The 18,098-nt window shown below is 73.0% G+C and carries 17 protein-coding genes; 3 read left to right on the plus strand and 14 right to left on the minus strand.

Annotated elements, in window-relative coordinates; all coding sequences use genetic code 11:
• Positions 1-209, minus strand: a 209-nt coding sequence (locus VK611_16050; protein ID HMG42845.1) for a hypothetical protein, incomplete at its 3' end; no start/stop codon positions are given.
• Between the two features lie 47 nt (positions 210-256).
• On the opposite strand from VK611_16050, the gene VK611_16055 reads away from it, so the two are divergent.
• Entirely contained in the window at positions 257-1,888 is a 1,632-nt protein-coding gene (locus VK611_16055) for a flippase activity-associated protein Agl23 (GenBank protein HMG42846.1), read from the plus strand.
• Between the two features lie 57 nt (positions 1,889-1,945).
• Here VK611_16055 and ligA read toward each other — a convergent pair whose 3' ends face one another.
• A complete protein-coding gene (gene ligA, locus VK611_16060; protein HMG42847.1) occupies positions 1,946-4,054 on the minus strand; it encodes an NAD-dependent DNA ligase LigA in 2,109 nt (702 codons plus the stop codon).
• Between the two features lie 48 nt (positions 4,055-4,102).
• Positions 4,103-5,110, minus strand: a complete 1,008-nt coding sequence (locus tag VK611_16065; protein HMG42848.1) for a hypothetical protein — start codon at positions 5,108-5,110, stop codon at positions 4,103-4,105.
• 282 nt (positions 5,111-5,392) lie between these two features.
• Between VK611_16065 and VK611_16070 the strand changes: the two genes are divergently transcribed.
• Positions 5,393-6,235 carry a hypothetical protein gene (locus VK611_16070; GenBank protein ID HMG42849.1) on the plus strand — a complete coding sequence of 281 codons (843 nt, stop codon included), beginning with the start codon at positions 5,393-5,395 and terminating at the stop codon, positions 6,233-6,235.
• 117 nt (positions 6,236-6,352) lie between these two features.
• Here VK611_16070 and VK611_16075 read toward each other — a convergent pair whose 3' ends face one another.
• The 8 genes from VK611_16075 to VK611_16110 form a co-directional block, all read right to left on the minus strand.
• Positions 6,353-6,949, minus strand: coding sequence for a TetR/AcrR family transcriptional regulator (locus VK611_16075; protein ID HMG42850.1), 597 nt, complete (start codon positions 6,947-6,949; stop codon positions 6,353-6,355).
• Positions 6,950-6,957: 8 nt separating this feature from the next.
• A complete protein-coding gene (locus VK611_16080; protein ID HMG42851.1) occupies positions 6,958-8,577 on the minus strand; it encodes a DHA2 family efflux MFS transporter permease subunit in 1,620 nt (539 codons plus the stop codon).
• A gap of 78 nt (positions 8,578-8,655) precedes the next feature.
• On the minus strand, positions 8,656-9,819 hold the full coding sequence (locus VK611_16085) for a Fic family protein (protein ID HMG42852.1): 1,164 nt from the start codon (positions 9,817-9,819) through the stop codon (positions 8,656-8,658).
• 70 nt (positions 9,820-9,889) lie between these two features.
• Positions 9,890-10,321, minus strand: coding sequence for a VOC family protein (locus tag VK611_16090; GenBank protein HMG42853.1), 432 nt, complete (start codon positions 10,319-10,321; stop codon positions 9,890-9,892).
• A complete protein-coding gene (locus VK611_16095) occupies positions 10,318-10,794 on the minus strand; it encodes a helix-turn-helix transcriptional regulator (GenBank protein HMG42854.1) in 477 nt (158 codons plus the stop codon). The genes VK611_16090 and VK611_16095 overlap by 4 nt, the downstream gene beginning before the upstream one ends.
• A complete protein-coding gene (mnmA, locus tag VK611_16100; GenBank protein HMG42855.1) occupies positions 10,791-11,876 on the minus strand; it encodes a tRNA 2-thiouridine(34) synthase MnmA in 1,086 nt (361 codons plus the stop codon). Before mnmA ends, VK611_16095 begins: the two co-directional genes overlap by 4 nt.
• On the minus strand, positions 11,873-13,027 hold the full coding sequence (locus tag VK611_16105; GenBank protein ID HMG42856.1) for a cysteine desulfurase family protein: 1,155 nt from the start codon (positions 13,025-13,027) through the stop codon (positions 11,873-11,875). The genes mnmA and VK611_16105 overlap by 4 nt, the downstream gene beginning before the upstream one ends.
• Before the next feature lie 74 nt (positions 13,028-13,101).
• The gene (locus tag VK611_16110) at positions 13,102-13,872 is read right to left on the minus strand and encodes an RDD family protein (protein HMG42857.1); all 771 of its coding nucleotides are present in this window, start codon (positions 13,870-13,872) and stop codon (positions 13,102-13,104) included.
• A gap of 27 nt (positions 13,873-13,899) precedes the next feature.
• Here VK611_16110 and VK611_16115 point away from each other — a divergent pair, with 27 nt between their 5' ends.
• Positions 13,900-14,934, plus strand: a complete 1,035-nt coding sequence (locus VK611_16115; GenBank protein ID HMG42858.1) for a stage II sporulation protein M — start codon at positions 13,900-13,902, stop codon at positions 14,932-14,934.
• A gap of 67 nt (positions 14,935-15,001) precedes the next feature.
• Here the strand turns inward: VK611_16115 and VK611_16120 are convergent, their stop codons facing one another.
• From VK611_16120 to VK611_16130, 3 genes are all read right to left on the minus strand, one after another.
• Positions 15,002-15,862 (minus strand): alpha/beta hydrolase, encoded by an 861-nt coding sequence (locus tag VK611_16120; GenBank protein ID HMG42859.1) that lies wholly within the window; start codon positions 15,860-15,862, stop codon positions 15,002-15,004.
• A gap of 10 nt (positions 15,863-15,872) precedes the next feature.
• Positions 15,873-17,249, minus strand: a complete 1,377-nt coding sequence (locus VK611_16125) for a DUF58 domain-containing protein (protein HMG42860.1) — start codon at positions 17,247-17,249, stop codon at positions 15,873-15,875.
• A 70-nt stretch (positions 17,250-17,319) separates the two neighbouring features.
• Positions 17,320-18,098, minus strand: a 779-nt coding sequence (locus VK611_16130) for a MoxR family ATPase (protein HMG42861.1), incomplete at its 5' end; no start/stop codon positions are given.

The following is an 18,098-nucleotide window of genomic DNA, read 5'->3' on the forward strand; positions in this document are numbered from 1 at the left end:
GGGGTCGGGGTGGTCGGCTCCGTCGTCGTGGTGCTGCCCGGGACGGTGGTGGTCGTCTCCCCGGGGACCGACGTCGTGGTGCTCGTCACGCACGGTGTCGGGGTCGGCTCCTCGGCCGCCGAGGAGGGCGTCGCGAGCAGGCTCACGACACCCACGAGAGCGACGATGGCGCCCAGGCGCCGGCTATCGACCTTCAGCAGCTGCCACACGAACGGGGAAACTACCATCGCCCGCCATCACCTCCGGACTCTTGCCCATGACCGAGGGTGGTCGTGTCGACGAACCACACGACGAGCGGCGTCCGGACTGGTGGCTGCCCGCGCTCTGCGTGATCGTCGGCGTGGCCGCCGTGCTGCGGTACGTGAACCTCGGCGACCGGCCGATGCACCACGACGAGAGCCTCGACGCCTGGTTCTCGTGGCGCATCGCGCACGGCGAGGACTACTCCTACGACCCCGCCTACCACGGGCCGCTGCGCTTCTACGTCACCGCCGGGTTCTTCAGGGTGCTCGGGGAGGGCGAGGTGACCGCCCGGCTGCTGGCGGCGAGCTGCGGCGTCGGGCTGGTGGCCCTGGTGGGGACGCTGCGGCGGTGGCTGGGCGACGTCGGGTCGCTGGCGGCCGCGGCGCTGGTGGCGGTGTCGCCGTCGCTGCTCTACTTCTCGCGCTTCGGTCGGGAGGACATGCCGTTCGCCCTGCTGGAGCTGGCGCTGCTGGCGGTCGTGGCGGCGTGGCTGACCCGGCCGGCCCGGTGGCACCCCCCGGTGGCGGGCGCGCTGCTGGCGGCGGCGTTCGCCACGAAGGAGACGTCGTTCATCGTCGTCGCCGTACTCGGCAGCTACCTGGGCGGCCTGTGGCTCCTGGAGCTGCTCGACCGCCGTCAGGCGACCTCGGACCACCCGAGCGACCAGCCCGAGGCCGCCGAGCCCGCCGAACCCGCCGAGGGCACGACGGTGGGGACGGTCGGCGCGGCCGCCCTGGCGCCCGGGTGGCGGGCGCTGGCGCTCGGGGCCGGGGCGTTCGTCCTGGTGTTCGGGGCCTGCTTCAGCGTGGGGTTCACCAAGCCGGGCGGCATCGTCGACGGGGCGGTCGACGGCATCGACTACTGGCTGTCGCAGCAGCCGGTGAACCGGGGCAGCCAGCCGTGGCAGTTCTACCTGACCCTCCTCGCCGGCTACGAGTGGGTGGTCGTGCCCCTGGCCGTGGTGGGCGCGGTCGTGACCATCCGCCGGCCCGACCCGGTGCGGGGCCTCATCCTGTGGACCGCCATCGCCAACCTGATCGTCTACTCCTGGGCCTCGGAGCGGTTCCCCTGGCTGCTCGTCCACCCGCTGCTGCCGCTGGTGCTCCTGGCCGGCATCGGGGTCGAGCGGCTGTGGCAGCTGCGGCCGGTCGCCGCCGGCGGGCTGATGGGCGCGGCCATCGCGGCATCGCTGGTGGTGGCCGTGCCGGCGGTCTACGTCGGCCCCAGCGACCCACGGCAGCTGCTGGTCGCGGTCCAGTCGAGCGAGCAGATGCTCGACGTGCGCGACCGGGTCGACCAGGTGTTCGCCGCCACGCCCGACGCCAAGGTGGTGATCGACAGCAGCGACTCCGCCACCTGGCCCTGGGCCTGGTACCTGCGGGACGACCCGGTGCTGTTCGCCGACCTCGCCGCCGACCCCGGCGCGGCCGCCGACGCCGACGTGGTGCTGGCGATGGCCCGCAATGTCACCGCCCTCCCCGCGCCCCCCGGGGGCTGGCAGGCCCGCCCGTTCGCCCACCGGGTCTGGTGGCTGCCGCCGTGGGACGACGCCGGGCTCGGCGACTGGGTGGGGTGGATCACCACCCGGGAGCCGTTCGGCCCCCTCGGGTCGCTTGATGCCGTCCTGCTCGAGGCAGCCCCGTGAAATGTGCACCGTGGCGCACGGAATCCGTGCGTTTCCGTGCACATTTCGGGTCAAAACCTACGGGAGCTCCCCGGTCTCCAGCAGGTGGACGAACCCGGCCTCGTCGAGCACGGGGACGCCCAGCTCCTCGGCCTTGGTGACCTTGGAGGCGCCCGGCCCCTCCCCGACCACCAGGGCGGTCGTCTTGGCCGACACGCTGCCCGGTGACTTGCCGCCCCGGGCCTTGACCGCCGCCGCCGCCTCCTCCCGGCTGTAGCCCTCCAGCGTGCCGCTGACCACCACGCTCAGCCCCGCCAGCGTCAGCGGCAGGCCCGAGCCCCGGGTGCCCTCGAAGTTCAGGCCCGCCCGCCGCAGCCGCTCGATCAGCTCCCGGTTGGCCTCCGTGGCGAACCACTCGTGGACCGACAGGGCGATCACCGACCCCAGGCCCTCCACCGAGGCGAAGGCGTCCGCCGACGCCGCCAGGATCGTGTCCATGTCGCCGAACGCAGCGGTCAGGGCCTCGGCACCGGCCGGCCCCAGGTGGCGGATGTTGAGCCCCACCAGCATGCGCTCCAGCGGCTTCTGCTTCGACTCCTCCAGCGCGGCCCGCAGGTTGGCGACCGAGATGTCGCCCATGCCCTCGAGCTCGCCGACCTTGTCCCAGTCGAGCTCGTAGAGGTCGGCGACGCTGCTCACCAGCCCCGCCTCGATCAGCTGGGCCACCCGCTGCGAGCCCAGGCCCTCGATGTCCATGGCGCCCCGACTGGCGAAGTGCTCGATCGCCCCCTGCCGCTGGAACGGGCACTCGGGGTGGACGCAGCGGTGCTCCGACTCGCCCTCCGGCCGGATCAGCTCGGAGGCGATGGGGCACGGGCACGTGGTCGGGAAGTGCCACTCCGGCAGCCCCTCGGGCCGCTCGGCCAGCACCGGCCCCAACACCTCGGGGATGACGTCACCGGCCCGGCGGACGATCACCCGGTCGCCGGGGCGCACGTCCTTGGCCTTCACCTGGTCCTCGTTGTGGAGGGTGGCCTGGCCGACGGTGACGCCGCCCACGAACACCGGCTCCAGCACGGCGTAGGGCGTCGCCCGACCGGTGCGGCCGATCGACACGAGGATGTCGCGCAGCGGCGTGGTGCGCTCCTCCGGCGGGAACTTCACGGCGATGGCCCAGCGGGGCGCCTTCGACGTCGACCCCAGCAGCTCCCGGGTGGCCAGGTCGTCGACCTTCACCACCGCGCCGTCGATCTCGTAGTCGAGGTCGTGGCGGTGCTCCTGCCAGTGGGCGGCGTAGGCGGCCACCTCGCCGAACCCCTCGACCTTCTTGATGTTCGGGTTGACGGGGAAGCCCAGGTCGCGCAGGAAGTCGAGGGTCTCGAGGTGGCTGGTGAACGCCGGGCCGCCCTCGACCTCACCCAGCTGGTACGACCACAGCGCCAGCTCGCGCTCGGCGGTGACGGCGGCGTCCTTCTGGCGGAGGGCGCCGGCGGCGGCGTTGCGGGGGTTGACGAACAGCCGCTCCCCCGCCTCGGTCTGCCGCTCGTTGAGCCGGGCGAACGCCGTCATCGCCATGTAGATCTCGCCCCGTACCTCCAGGACCGACGGGGCGCCGGGCGGGAGGCGGTCGGGGATCTGGGCGATGGTGCGGACGTTGGCGGTCACGTCCTCGCCGGTGCGACCGTCGCCCCGGGTGGCGGCCTGCACGTAGTGGCCGTCCTCGTAGCGGATCGAGATGGCCAGGCCGTCGATCTTCAGCTCGCACACGTAGGCGAGCTCGTCCTTGCCGGCCTCGGCGTCGGCGACAGCCTCGGCGGCCGCGTCGGACTCCGGCGGCGGGGCGCCGGCGCTGGCGCTCTTGGCGGCGGCGCTGGCGAGGCGGCGCATGAGTCGCTCGTGCCAGGCCTGCAGCTCCTCGTCGGCGAAGGCGTTGTCGAGGCTCATCATCGGCGCCCGGTGCACCACCGGGGCGAACGTCCCCGACGGCCGGCTGCCCACCAGCTGGGTGGGCGAGTCGGGCGTGATGAGCTCGGGGAACTCCTCTTCGAGCGCCCGCAGTGCGCGGGTCAGCTCGTCGTACTCGGCATCCGAGATCGTCGGCGCGTCCAGCTCGTGGTAGCGGCGGTTGTGCTCGGCGATCTCCGTCCGCAGGGCGGCGGCTCGCTGCTCGATCTCCAGGTCGGCCATGGTCCTCGAACTGTACCGAGCACCCCTGGCGGGTCGGGTGCAGCGGGGTCAGGCCCGTTGGCTGCTGCCGGGTTCGACGAGGTGGGCCTCCAGGCGCTCGGCGAGGAGGGCGGCGAGGCCGGAGACCTGGTGGGCCTGGAAGCGGTCGAGGCCGACCAGGCCACAGGCCGGGGTGATGATCGCCTGCTCGCGCAGCAGCTGCGGGTCGCAGCCGGCGACGGCGAGGGCGTCCCACTCCGCCCGCAGGCGGCGCCACAGCACGTCGGCCGACTCGATCAGCGGCCCGTCGGTGGGCACCGCCCCCCAGGCGACCCAGCCGCCGCGCTCCAGGAAGCCCGCCAGGGCCCCGGCGTGCTCGGGGGCGCCCATCCCCACCGGCAGCGACAGGATCTGCGGGCCCGACTGGAGCACCGCCTGCCAGTCGGCCCGGCCGCAGCAGTGCAGGCCGGCGATGGCCGTGTCCTCCACCACCGCCATGGCCGAGGAGACCAGGTCGAGGGCGTCGTCGAGGTCGAGCGGGAAGCCGGGGTCGAGCGCGGCGCGCAGGCCGGGCTCGTCGAGGAACAGCACCGGCGTGGCATCCGGCGCCAGTTCATGGGCCCGCGCCAGCGTCGCCCGGATGCGGGCGGTGACGGCCAGGCGGGCCACGCCGAACGCCCGGTCGGTGCTGACGCCCACGGCGTGCAGCGCCAGGCCCAGGGTGACCGGGCCGGTGAGCTGCAGCTTGAAGGGCTCCTCGCGCCCCTCCACTGCCGTCAGGAAGGCCCGGAGCGCCACGAAGGGCTCGCCGTCGACGCCCGCGTCGCCCAGGGGGACCTCCGGGTCGACCGCGGCCTCGTCGACCAGCAGCGACCCGTCCTCCAGCACCGAGACGCCGGTGATGCCCCACGCCGCCTGGGCGATCATGCCCTCGGTCGCCGACCGCCGGGGCAGCGACGGGGCGGCGGGCAGGCGCGGGTGGGCGTCGAGGGCGAAGCGGGCGGCCTCGTCGGGGTCGTCGTGCGGGAGGCTGCCGATGCCGGTGGAGAGTCCGCGAGGAAACTGCACCTCCCTCATCGGATCGGCCCTTCCTGGTCGTGGTCGTCGCTGTGGTCGCTGCGGTCGCTGTGGTGCTGGTGTCTTCGGTCGCTTGGGTCGCTTAGGTCGCTTCGGTGTGAACGCTGGTTCAAGTTGTTGCTTCCCGCTCATGCGGAGTCGCGCTGTGTGGCGCCGGCGCCGTCCACCGCGGTTCCAGTTCGGTCACGAGACCCCCCGGAAGGTCGTTGCCACCGCCTGGAATAGCCATCAGCGGGCGCGATCGGCAAATCTCCCGCAGTGATTCGGTTCGGTTCCTGGCCCGTGCGCGCTCTGTGGCTGCTCCTCCCCCTGCTCGCCGGTCCCGTGTGCGCTGCCTCCCTCGACGACACCAGCCGCCCGATACAGGTGGTCGCGTCGCTCGGACTGTGGGTGGGTTGGGCCCTCGGGCTCCTGGCGACGCTGGTGCCGCGGACCCTCACGTTGACGGCGCTGCGGCTCCTGGCGTCGGCCGCCGTGGTGGCGGTGGTGTGGGCGGTGATCGACGCCGGGTCGTCGGCGTCGACGGCGGCGCGGGTGGTCGGGCTGGTATCGGTGCTGGTCACCGCGGTCCTGGCGTTCTTCCCGGACACGGGACGGCTCTTCGTCGAGGGTTCCGCCTACGGCGACGAGCAGCGCTTCCCGCTGCGGGTGCCGGCCCCGTTGCTGCTGGGCCCGGTGCCCTTGGCCTGGGTCGCGGTGGTCGCCGGGGTGGCGGCGGGACCCCTCCTGCTGGCGGCCCGGGCGTGGGTGGTGGGCGTCGTGGCGCTGGCGTTGGGCGGCGCGGCGGCCTGGTGGGGCGCCCGCGCGCTCCACGTGCTGTCGCGACGCTGGGTGGTGCTGGTGCCGGCGGGGCTGGTGCTCCACGACCAGCTGACCCTGGCCGACCCGGTGCTCCTGCGCCGGGAGCAGGTGCGGGGCCTCGACCCGGCACCGGCCGACACCGACGCCCTCGACCTCACCGGCGGCGCCCTCGGCCTGGCGCTGGAGCTGACGTTGGTGGGCCCCGCCGACCTCACCGTGGCGGGAGCGAGCGCCAACGAGACCGTGAAGGCCGATCGGCTGCTGTTCACCCCGTCGCAACCCGGCGCCCTCCTCGCCGCCGCCCGGACCCGCCGTATCGGCTGACCCCTCCCTGCGCCGCGGCGCACCTACCCTCGCCCGATGAGCGACGACGTCGTGGGGCACCGTAAACCCGGACACGCCGGGGGACGTCACCCCGGCGTCGCGGGGCGCTGAGGGCTCTCACGTAGGGGTGCGGGCGCGGACGCCGTCGAGCACGTAGTCGACGACGCGGTGCAGGAGCACCTCGTCCACCGGGGCCTGGGTCATGAAACCCCGCACGAAGATGGGGCCGGAGAGGAGGTCGAGCACCAGGTCGACGTCGGTGTCGGCCGCCAGCTCGCCCCGCTCGACGCCACGGGCCAGCACGGAGCGGGGGATCTCCCGCCGCTCGGCGACGAACTCGGCGTACAGGTCGCGGGTCGCCGGGTTGACCGCCGCCTCGGCCATGGTCGCCGCGGTGAGCCGCCCGACGTCGCTGTGCAGCATCTTCTGGGCGAGGTCGGTGAGGATCGCGACCAGGTCGTCGGCCACCGACCCGGTGTCGGGGTCCTCCACGTGGATGCCGGCCTGCTGGGTGGTCTCCAGCATCAGGTGCGCCCGCGACGGCCAGCGCCGGTAGATGGTGGCCTTGCCGCAGCCGGCCCGGGCCGCCACGGCGTCGACGGTGAACCCGGCCGGCCCGTACTCGGCGAGCACCGCCGCCGATGCCTCGAGGATGGCCTCGTCGGCCCGGGCGTCGCGGGGACGTCCGGGCCGACGACCCGGTGTCGCGCCCATGTCGGAGATCATGTCCGACTCAGCGCGGCTTCTCTCGATCCGTCGCCGTGGGCGTCGCCGCCGTCGCCGTCGCTGTCGCCGTGGCCGGCGGCGTCACGGGCCCGGGCGGGCAGGAACAGAGCCACCACGATCGCCCCCAGCGCCAGGGCGCCGGCCCCGACGGTGAGCGCCGTCGACATGCCGTCGACGAAGGCGTTGGCGGCCGCGTCGTGGAGCAGCTGGGCGGGGCCGGTGGGCAGCCGGCTGGCCACCTCCATGGCCGCGCCCACCTGGTCGCTCACGGCGTTCACGGCGGAGGCGGGCAGCGGCGTCCCGGCGACGGCCTCCCGCACGTCGGGCCCGTAGGTGGAGCTGACGATCGAGCCCAGCACCGCCACACCGAAGGCGCCGCCCAACTCCCGGGTGGTGTCGTTGACCGCCGAGCCGACACCGGCCTTCTCCGGCGGCACCGACCCCATGATCGCCTCGGTGGCCGACGGCATCATCATGGCGAAGCCGACCGACATCACGACCAGAGCGAGGGCCACGTCGAAGTACTCGGTCCCGGCGGTGAGGCGGCTGGTCATCAGCAGGCCGACGGCGGCGATGGCGAGACCGAGAGCGACGATGACCTTGCTGCCGAAGCGCTCCGCCATCCGGGCGCTGGTGGGGGCCACGATCATCTGGGTGGCCGCCATCGGCAGCAGCCGGACGCCGGCCTGCAGCGCCGTGTAGCCCATCACCGACTGCAGGAACTGGGTGAGCAGGAAGAAGGTGCCGAACATGGCGAAGAACGTGAGCGAGATCGCCCCGGAGGCGGCACTGAAGCGGGGGTTGCTGAACAGGCCGATGTCGAGCATGGGGTGCGGCGTGCGTCGCTCCCACAGGGCGAACGCCGTGAGCAGCACCGCCGCCGCGACGAAGCCGCCGACCACGTTGGGCTCGGTCCAGCCGTTGGGACCCTCGATGATGGCGTACACCAGCGACACCAGGCCGCCGATGGAGAGCAGGGCGCCGGGGATGTCGACCGGCGGGGCCGTCGGGTCCTTCGAGGTGGGGACGAACAGCCGGCCCAGCAGCACGGCGACGGCGATCACCGGCAGGTTGATGAGGAACACCGAGCCCCACCAGTAGTGCTCGATGAGGAAGCCGCCGGTCACCGGGCCGATGGCGATGGCCATGCCGGCCGTCGCCGACCAGATGGCGATGGCCTGGGCCCGTTCCTTCGGGTCGGTGAACACGTTGGTGATGATCGACAGGGTGGCCGGCATCACAAGGGCGCCGCCGATGCCCATGGTCGCCCGGGTGGCGATCAGCTGGTCGGCGCTGTTGGCGAACGCCGAGGCGATGGAGGCGATCCCCATGATCGACAGGCCGACGGCGAGGGCGCCCCGTCGACCGAAGCGGTCGCCCAGGGCGCCCATCGTCAGCAGGAGGCCGGCGAACACCAGGATGTAGGCGTCGACGATCCACTGGAGCTGGCTCGCCGAGGCGTCGAGGTCCGTGCGGATGGTGGGCAGCGCCACGTTCACGATCGTGTTGTCGACCACGATCAGCAGCAGCGACAGGCACATCGTGACCAACACGAGCCAGCGGCGGGAGTCCCGTGCGGCCGCGGGCGCTCCGGTAGCGGTGATTGCAGCAGCCATCCCCCCACCCTGCCCCCTCAAATTCCGAGACGCAAGAGTTCCGATACGCCTCAGTCCGTGATTTCCGTCACGACCCGGTCAAGCGAGGCCAGGCAGCTGAGGCTGACGGGCGACGAGCTCGTAAGGGTCGTCAGCCGTCCCACGAGGCAGGCGCGTCGCACTCCAGCTGGCCCGCAGCTCGCCGGTCGGCTCGTAGACCCGGGCCCGCCTCTCACCGACGGTCGACAACAGGCCCGCATCGACCATCGCTCGCAGGTCACGCGTCGCCGTCGGGTCGTTGATGTCCTGCCCGGTCGACGACTTCACCAACTTGACGTAGAGCGACCGCCGGAGGCGCCATCCCTTCGCCGCGTGGCAGAGCGCCTCGACACAACGGCCGGGCACGGCGTGTGCGATCGCCAGCTGGTCGCAGTAGTCCCACAGCGCCTCCGTCTCCCGCACTCGGCGCAACAGGGTCTGCGCCTGCCGATGGTGCGCAGTGAGACAGAACCGCACCCAGGGCAGGGCACTCCGCTCCGGCGACCACCTACCGGCGGCGACGTCGGTCAGGGCGTCGTAGTACTGCGCCGTGTTCCGGCCGAGATACTCCTCGATGCTGGCGAACTCGGGGGCGACGATCCCTCCGGAGGCGAGAACGAAGGTCTGCAGGCAGCGAGCCATCCGACCGTTGCCGTCGCTGAAGGGGTGGATCAGCGTGAGGTTCAGATGGGCCATGGCGGCCCTCACCATCACGGGACCGCGGTCGTCGTTGATCTGATCGAGAGCTTCCCCGACGAGACCGTCGACCTCCTCCCGGTCCGGCGCCTCGTAGACGACAGCACCCGTCGCGCTCTCGATCCAGACTGGTCCCGGCCTCCAGCTCCCGGGATGCTTGGACAGGTCGTGCTTCATCATCATGAAGTGCAGGGACTTGACCAGCGCATCCGACACCTTCGGCGGATCCGACGCGAGTTGCAGCACGTAGGTCATCGCATCGCGGTAGCCGGCGATGGCGTGACGAGTCTCGCTGTCGGCGTCCATCGGTTCCTCGTCCTCGAGCACCGCCGCGACATCTTCGACGCTGGCGTGGTAGCCCTCGATCGTGTTGGAACCCTGGACGGCCCGGGCGACGGTCGCCCTTCGCAGCGTCCCGAACCACCGGCGGGGGTGTACGAGGTAGTGACGCAGCTCCTTGGCCAGCCCGTCGATCGCGCCGAGTACGGCGTGGTCCGAACCGTCCAGTGCCGGTAGCTCGTAGACCATGTTCCAATGCTACCGACTTAACGACACCGGATGTCGTTTTGTAAACGACATCCGGTGTGCGCTGGGGGTGTCAGGTGGGGAGGTCGTCGGGGGTGTAGGGCTTCTGTTCGACGAGGACGAGCCAGTTGCCGGAGTTGTCGCGGAGGACCGCCTCGACGCCGTAGGGGCGGTCGGACGGCTCCTGGATGAACTCGACGCCCTTCGCGACCAGCTCCTCGTGGGTCTTCCGGCAGTCGTCACAGGACAGGCCGACCGCCGGGAGCGTGCCCTTGTCGAGCATCCGCTGGAAGGCCTCGGCGGCCTCGTCGTCGAGCGGCGGGCCGGGCCGCATCAGCGTGAGGTTCAGCTCAGGGTGGTCGGGGTGGTGGACGGTCAGCCAGCGGTAGCCGTCGCCCATCGAGACGTCGTCGCCCACGACGAAGCCGAGCTTGTCGACGTAGAAGTCCCGGGCGGCGTCCTGGTCGTTGACCCAGATGGTGCAGAGGGAGACGTTGGTGATCATGCGGGCACGGTACGGGCCGCACCGTCGGCGTTGCTTCTCCCAGATTGCTCGCCTCCGGGCTCCGGCCCCGGTCCCGGCCAGCGGTCGACGCCCCGCATGAACAGGAAGCAGCCCGGGATGCGGGGACCGCCGGTCCTGGCCCAGCGGTCGCGGTAGGCGCTGGGCGATTCGCCGACCAGCTCGCTGAACCGCGACGAGAACGAGCCCAGGCTGGAGAACCCGACCATCAGGCTCACCTCGGTGACGGTCAGGTTCGCCGAGCGCAGCAGGTCCTGCGCCCGCTCGATGCGCCGCCGGGTGACGTACCGCATCGGAGTCTCCCCGTAGGCCGCGGCGAAGCTGCGGCTGAAGTGGTACTTCGACACGAACGCCGCCCGGGCCAGCACCTCGAGGTCGAGCGGCTCCGAGTAGCACCGGTCGGCATGGTCCTTCGCCTTGCGCAAGAAGGGCAGCAGCAGCGACGACGACGTCACGAGACGATGCCGCCGCCGACGACGTGGTCGGCGGTCGGGTGGTAGAGGACCACCGACTGGCCGGCGGCGACCCGGCGCTGGGGGGCGGCGAAGCGGACGGTGGCGGTGACGCCGGCGCCCTCGGAAGCGGTGGAGGTGACCTGGGCCGGCTGGGGGATGCCGTGGGCGCTGCACTGGGCCATGACGTCGCCCTCGACGAGACCGGCCGGCCAGACCATGTCGTGGAGGGCGACCTCGGTGACCTGCAGGTCCTCGGGCGGACCGATGCGGACCCGGCGGGCGGGGACGTCGACCTCGGTGACGTAGCGGGTGGCGCTGCCTCCCGGGAGCCCCAGGCCCCGGCGCTGGCCGACGGTCACGAGCTCGACCGCCTCGACCTCGCCGACGGAGGCGCCCGCCGCGTCGACCACCTCGGCGGGGTGCAGGTCGAGGCGCCGCGACAGGAACCCCGACCGGCCGGCCGACGACGTGATGAAGCAGACGTCCTGGCTGTCGGGCTTGGTGGCGGTCCGCAGGCCCAGGCGCTCGGCCTCGGCCCGCACGTCGGCCTTGGTCAGGTCGCCCACGGGCAGCAGCGTGCGGGCCAGCTGCTCCTGGCCGAGCACGTAGAGCACGTAGCTCTGGTCCTTGGCCGCATCGGCGCCGCGGGCGAGGGCCAGCCGGCCGCTGCCGCTGCCGCTCCCGTCGGGCAGCTCGACGATGCGGGCGTGGTGGCCGGTGGCGACCGTCTCGAAACCGACGGCCTGCGCCCGCCGCAGCATGCGGTCGAACTTGAGGTGCCGGTTGCACTCGATGCACGGGTTCGGGGTGCGCCCCAGCCGGTGGGCGTCGACGTAGGGGTCGACGACGTGGGCCTCGAAGTCGTCGGTGAAGGTCCACACGTGGTGGACGATGCCGAGCTGCTGGGCCACCCGGCGGGCGTCGTCGACGTCGCTCACCGAGCAGCACCCGGTGTCGGACTCGCCGCCCCACAGCTTCATGGTGACGCCGACCACCTCGTAGCCCTGCTCCACCAGCCGCGCTGCCGCCACCGACGAGTCGACCCCGCCCGACATGGCCACCATCACCCTCGCCGCCGTCATCGGAGGCTCCCGGCGGCGACCCGGAGCTTGGCGACGGCGGTGGGCACCACGTCGAGCGCCCGGTCGACGTCGGCGTCGGTGGACGTCCAGCCGAGCGACAGCCGCAACGCCCCGGCGGTCGCACGCAGCGGCACGCCCATGGCCGCCAGCACGTGCGACGCCTCCTGGGCGCCGCTGGCGCAGGCCGACGCCGCCGACGCGCACACACCGGCCTCGTCCAGCAGGAACAGCAGTGCCTCGCTCTCGACGCCGTCGATCGTGAGGTGGGCGGTGCCGGGCAACACCGCGCTCCGCCCCGCGGTCTCGACGGCGTCGGGGATCTCGGCGAGGAGCCCGTCGGCGAGACGGTCGCGCAGGGCCGACACCCGGGTCGACTCCTCGTCACGCGCCGACGCCTTGGCCGCCAGGGCCGCCGCCATGCCGACGATGCCGGCCACGTTGTGGGTGCCGCTGCGCAGCTCGCGCTCCTGTCCCCCGCCGATCGCCCGGGGCTGCAGCGGCGTGCCGCGCCGCACCACCAGCACACCCACGCCCTGCGGTCCGCCGAACTTGTGGCTGCTGACCGACACCAGGTCGGCGCCGGCGGCGACGTCGGCGATGTCGAGCCAGGCGGCGCCCTGCACGGCATCGGTGTGCAGCGCCGCGTCGGGGGCGTGGCGGCGCACCACCCGGGCCACGTCGGACAGCGGCTGGACGACGCCCACCTCGTTGTTGGCGGTCATCACCGACACGAGTGTCGTCTCCGGGGTCAACGCCGATGCCAGGGCGTCGAGGTCGACGACCCCCCGCCGGTCGACCGCGACGGTCCGCCCGCCCACGACCTCCAGCGGCTCCAGCACGGCATGGTGCTCGACGGCCGACGCCAGCACCGGTCCCGGGCGGGCCGCGGGCACGCCCAGCACGGCCAGGTTGTCGGCCTCGGTGCCGCCGCCGGTGAACACGACCTCGTTCGGAGCGCACCCCAGGACCCCGGCGATCGTGTCGCGGGCCTCGTCGATCGCCTGCCGGGCCGCCCGGGCCACGGCGTGGGCGCCGGACGGGTTGCCGAACGTCCCGCCCAGCCACGGCAGCATGGCGGCGCGCGCCTCGGGCCGCAGCGGCGTCGTCGCGGCGTGGTCGAGGTAGGCGATGGCGGGGGGTGTCCCGAGCACGTCAGCCATTCTCTCGGGAAATTTCGACACTGCCGGTCCTATAGCCACCACGAGTGTCGAAATTTCGGGTGGGGTCACCAGGTCGGCAACGGTGGGGCGCCGCCGGCGTGCGCCCGCTGCCAGGCCGCCACCACGCACACCAGGAACGTCTCCGGATGCAGGTTGCGGGGCGGGTCGTGGCGCAGGATCCGCGACATCGGGTTCGCCAGCCGCACGGCCAGCTGGGCCCGGGCCAGCGGCGACAGCTGGTGCGCCCGCAGCAGGAAGTTGCGCAGCACGCCGTACTGGGCCTCGGTCATGGCACCGAGGTCGAGGCCGTTGACGTAGGCGTCGAAGCCGTACGGGATGGGGAACTGGGCAGGTGTGGCCAGGCGGGTGGCCGTGCGGTCGCGGACCACGAGGGTGCCGGCGGCCACGTCGCCGAGGCGCTGGTCGCGGGGCGACAGCAGCGACGACGTCACCGCGATGAACCCGAACGGCAGGGCGAAGAAGTCGACCAGCCCGACGAGCGCCCGCAGGAACGACTGGACGAAGCGCACCGGCGTGCCGTCGGTGCTCACCACCCGCAGGCCCAGCGCCGCCTTCCCGGGGGTGCGCTGCCACCACGTCTCGAAGCCGACGAACCAGGCCAGGTACAGGCCGACGCTCAGCAGCACGGCGATCACCGCGCCGGCGAAGCCCTCGAGGTCGCCGAGCATCGAGCTCGCCCCCAGGGCCAGCAGGAACCAGACGATGCCGAGCGCCAGCAGGTCGAGCACGAACGCGAGCAGCCGGGAGGGGACCCCCGCCCGCTCGATCTCGAGCACGACGGCTTCGGGCGTCACGATCCCCGGGCCAATGCTCATACGGCGCAAACTAGTGTCCTTGCGGTCATGGACATCGACAGGTTCATCGCCGTGAACATGCCGAGCTGGAACCGGCTCGGCGAGCTGACCAGCCGCGCCCGGCGGGGCATCCGCAACCTTCAGCCCGGCGAGCTCGACGAGCTGGTGGCGCTGTACCAGCGCACCTCGGCCCACCTGTCGCACGCCCGCACCGCCTACCGCGACCCGTCGCTGACCATGCGGCTGACCACGCTGGTGTCGAACGCCGGCGGCGTCATCTACCGGGGACGGTCGAGGCCGGGCGCGGCGATCCGCGACTTCTTCGTGTGGCGCTTCCCCGCCGCCGTCTACCAGAGCGGGCGCTTCGTGGCGGCCAGCGCCTTCCTGCTGCTCGTGCCCGCGGTGCTGATGGGCGCCTGGCTGATGCAGAGCGACGACGCGCTCGACGTCGCCATCCCCGAGGCCGCCCGCGAGGCGTACCTGGAGGAGGACTTCGAGGACTACTACTCGTCGGACTCGGCCGCGAACTTCGCCACCGAGGTGACCATCAACAACATCCAGGTGGCGTTCATGGCCTTCGCCGGCGGGATCATCCTGTGCATCCCGACCGTGCTGCTGCTGGCCTTCAACGGCGCCAACGTGGGGATCGCCGGCGGAGCGTTCGGGTCGGTGGGCGAGCTGGGCAAGTTCTTCGGCCTGATCCTGCCGCACGGCCTGCTGGAGCTGACCGCCGTGGTGATCGCCGGGGCCGCGGGGCTGCGGCTGGGCTGGGCCATCATCGCTCCGGGCGACCGCTCACGGGCCGAGTCGGTGGGCCTGGAGGCCCGGCGGGCGGTGCTGATCGCCCTGGGGCTGGTGGTGGCGTTCGTGGTCGCCGGCTTCATCGAGGGCTTCGTCACCGGCCGGGGCGTGCCGACGGCGCTGCGGGTCGGCATCGGCTTCGTCGCCGAGGCCGCCTTCGTCACCTGGGTGGTCGTGCAGGGCCGGGCCGCCACCGCCCGCGGCCTGACCGGCGACCTGGGCGAGCTCGACCGCGGCTGGGACGAGCTGGCCGCCGCCCGCGACCGAGCCTGGGCGTCGTAGCGGCGAAACCGCGACAGGATCCGCCCGAAACGGGCCGGTTCTGTCGCAATTTCGGTGATGTGGGAGGTCAGCGGGCGAGGGTGGCGGTGAGGGCTTCGAGGACCTCGCCGAGGATGCTGAAGTGGCCCAGGGCGTCGAACACCCGGAGCTCGGCGCCGGGGACGATCGACGCCGTGTGGTGGGCGTGGGCCACGGGGACGATCGTGTCGCTGCCGCCGTGGATCACGCCGACCGGGCACAGGACCGCGCTCACGTCGAAGCTGCCCCAACCGGGGCCGTCGGCGAGCCGGTCGTCGACGTAGCCGGCCACGCTCTGGGCGAAGCTGGCCCCCAGGTTCGGGACGAGGCGCTGCAGGAACTCGGGGTCCATGAACAGGGCGATGTCGGCCGCCGGGAGCTGCTGGGCCACGTCGGGGGCGATCTCGAGCAGCTTGGAGCCGTCGTCGCCGAAGTTCTCGCGGCCGATCGCCAGCGCCGTCTCCCGGTCGGGTGCCGCCCACATCTCCTGGATGCCGGCGTCGGTCATCGACGCCTTGCCCTCCTCCCAGCGCATGTCGGTGAGGGCGCAGCACGCCACCAGGCCCTGCACCCGGTCGGGGACGGCGGCGGCCAGCGCCAGGGCGTAGGCGCCGCCGGTCGACACACCGACGGTGGCGCAGGTGTCGATGCCCAGGTGGTCGAGCACGGCGAGGGCGTCGGGCACCCAGCCGCCGATGGTGCGGCCGGGCTGGGGCGTCGACGTGCCGTAGCCGGGCCGGTCGACGCCGACGACGCGGAACCCGGCGTCGGTGGCCTCGGGCGCCATGCCCATCCCCTCGAGGCGGCTCCCGGGACCGCCGTTGCACCACAGCAGCGGCGTGCCCCCGGTGGCCGTGTCGGTGTAGCCGACGGTCCGCCCGTCGGGGAGCTCGAGCACCTCGTCGATCATTGAAGGGAACTTACAGACGGCCGGTGGCCTTGACCTCCAGATAGGCGTCGGCCAGGGCGGGGGCGAGGCGGCCGGGCTTGGCGTCGACCACCGTGGCGCCCAGGCCCCGCAGGCGGGCGGCCACCCGCTGGCGCTGCGCCATGGCGGTGACCGCCGCTGCCTGGCGGTAGGCGGTGGCGGCGTCGGGGACGTCGGTCGGCGCGGCCCAGCGGGCGACGTCGGGGTCGGCCACTCCGGCCACCACCACCAGGTGCTCCCGCACGATCAGCGGCAGCGCCGGCACCAGCCACTCGTTCACCGACACCTCCACCAGGTCGGTGAGGATCACCAGCATCGTGCGGCGGCGGAAACGGGCCAGCGTCTCGGTGAACGCCTGGGCGTAGTCGCTCTCCACCAGCGCCGGCTCCAGGCCGTACAGCGCCTCGACCACCCGGGCCAGCTGCCCGGTCCCGTGGCGGGGCGGGACCACCGCCCGCACCTCCCGGTCGAAGGCGACCAGGCCGCAGCGGTCGCCCAGGCCGGTGGCCACCGTGGTCAGCGCCATCACGGCGTCCATGGCGTGCTCCACCCGGGGCACCCCGTCGACCCGGCCGGCCATCACCCGCCCGTTGTCGAGCAGCACCACCACGGTCTGGTTGCGCTCCGAGCGGTAGGTCCGCACGATCGCCTTGCCGGACCGGGCCGTCGCCGCCCAGTCGACCCGGCGGAACTCGTCGTCGATGCCGTACTCCCGGAGCTGGTCGAACTCGGTGCCGCCGCCCCGCCCCCGGGCCGACCGGAGGCCGACCTCCAGCAGTCGGGCCTTGCGGATGCGCAGCTCGGCGTCGTCCTTCGAGCGGAACGACGGGAACACCCGCAGCTCACCCGGGATCCGCTGCACCGCCTGGCGGGCGCCCAGGCCCAGCGGACCTTCGGTGCGCACCACCAGCTCGGTGGGCGTGAAGTGACCCCGGCGGGCGGGGCGCAGGCGGGCGGTGGCGCGGAGCGTCCCCCGCCGTGGGATCCGGCCGCTCACCCGGCGGGTCGACGGGCGCAGCGACGGCGCCAGCTCGTCGGCCAGGCTCACCCGGGTCCCGAACGACTTGGGGTTGCGGACGGTCCACGTCACGTCGGCCTCGCCGCCCAGCGTCATGCCCGCCGGCAGCGTCCGCTCCACCGGGATCCGCTGGGGCGACGGGCCGGTGAAGGCGTCGATCACCTGGACCGCCAGCAGCACACCGTTGACGACCACGAGGGCGATCCAGACGTCCCACGGCAGCGACCAGGCCACCAGCGACGCGACCGCGGCCACCACGGCCAGCCGCACCGTCGGCAGCGCCACGAAGTACCACAGCGCGCCGACGACCAGCGCCAGACCGGCGATCTGGAGGGCGAGGGTCACGCCCACCACCGAAATGTGCACGGAAGCGCACGGATTCCGTGCGCCACGGTGCACATTTCGTCTGAGACGTGCATCGTCAGCGGGGCACGGGGACCGAGGCCAGGATGCTGTCGAGCACGCCGTCGACGGTGGTGCCCTCCAGCTCCAGCTCGGGCCGCACCTGCATGCGGTGGCGCAGGCAGGGCTTGGCCACGGCCTTCACCTCGTCGGGCGTCACGAAGGGCCGGCCCACCAGCCAGGCCCAGGCCTTGGCGGCGTGCAGCATGTTGGCGGCACCGCGGGGCGACACGCCCAGCGCCACCGACGGCAGGCTCCGGGTGGCCCGGGCCAGCGCCACGATGTAGGCGATCACCGGCGGCTCGACGACGATGCCGTCGACCTGGGCCCGGGCGGCCAGCAGGTCGTCGACGGTGGCGACGGCGGTCACGCCGGCCGCGGCCACGTCGTGAGGGTCGAGGCCCCGGTCGTGGCGGGCCAGCACCTCCTGCTCCTGCTCGGCGGTCGGGTAACCGACCTGCAGCTTGAACAGGAACCGGTCGAGCTGGGCCTCGGGCAGCGGGTAGGTGCCCTCGTACTCCACCGGGTTCTGGGTGGCGATCACCGTGAACACCGACGGCAGCGGGTGGGCCGAGCCCTCCACCGTGACCTGCCGCTCCTCCATCGCCTCCAGCAGGGCGGCCTGGGTCTTGGGTGGGGTCCGGTTGATCTCGTCGGCCAGCAGCAGGTTGGTGAACACCGGGCCGGGGCGGAACTCGAAGGAGGCCGAGCGGGCGTCGAAGATCGCCGAGCCGGTGATGTCACCGGGCAGCAGGTCGGGGGTGAACTGGATCCGGGAGAAGCCCAGCCCCAGGGCCT

This window comes from Acidimicrobiales bacterium, from assembly GCA_035316325.1.
Taxonomy (GTDB): Bacteria; Actinomycetota; Acidimicrobiia; order Acidimicrobiales; family VFJN01; genus DASXTK01.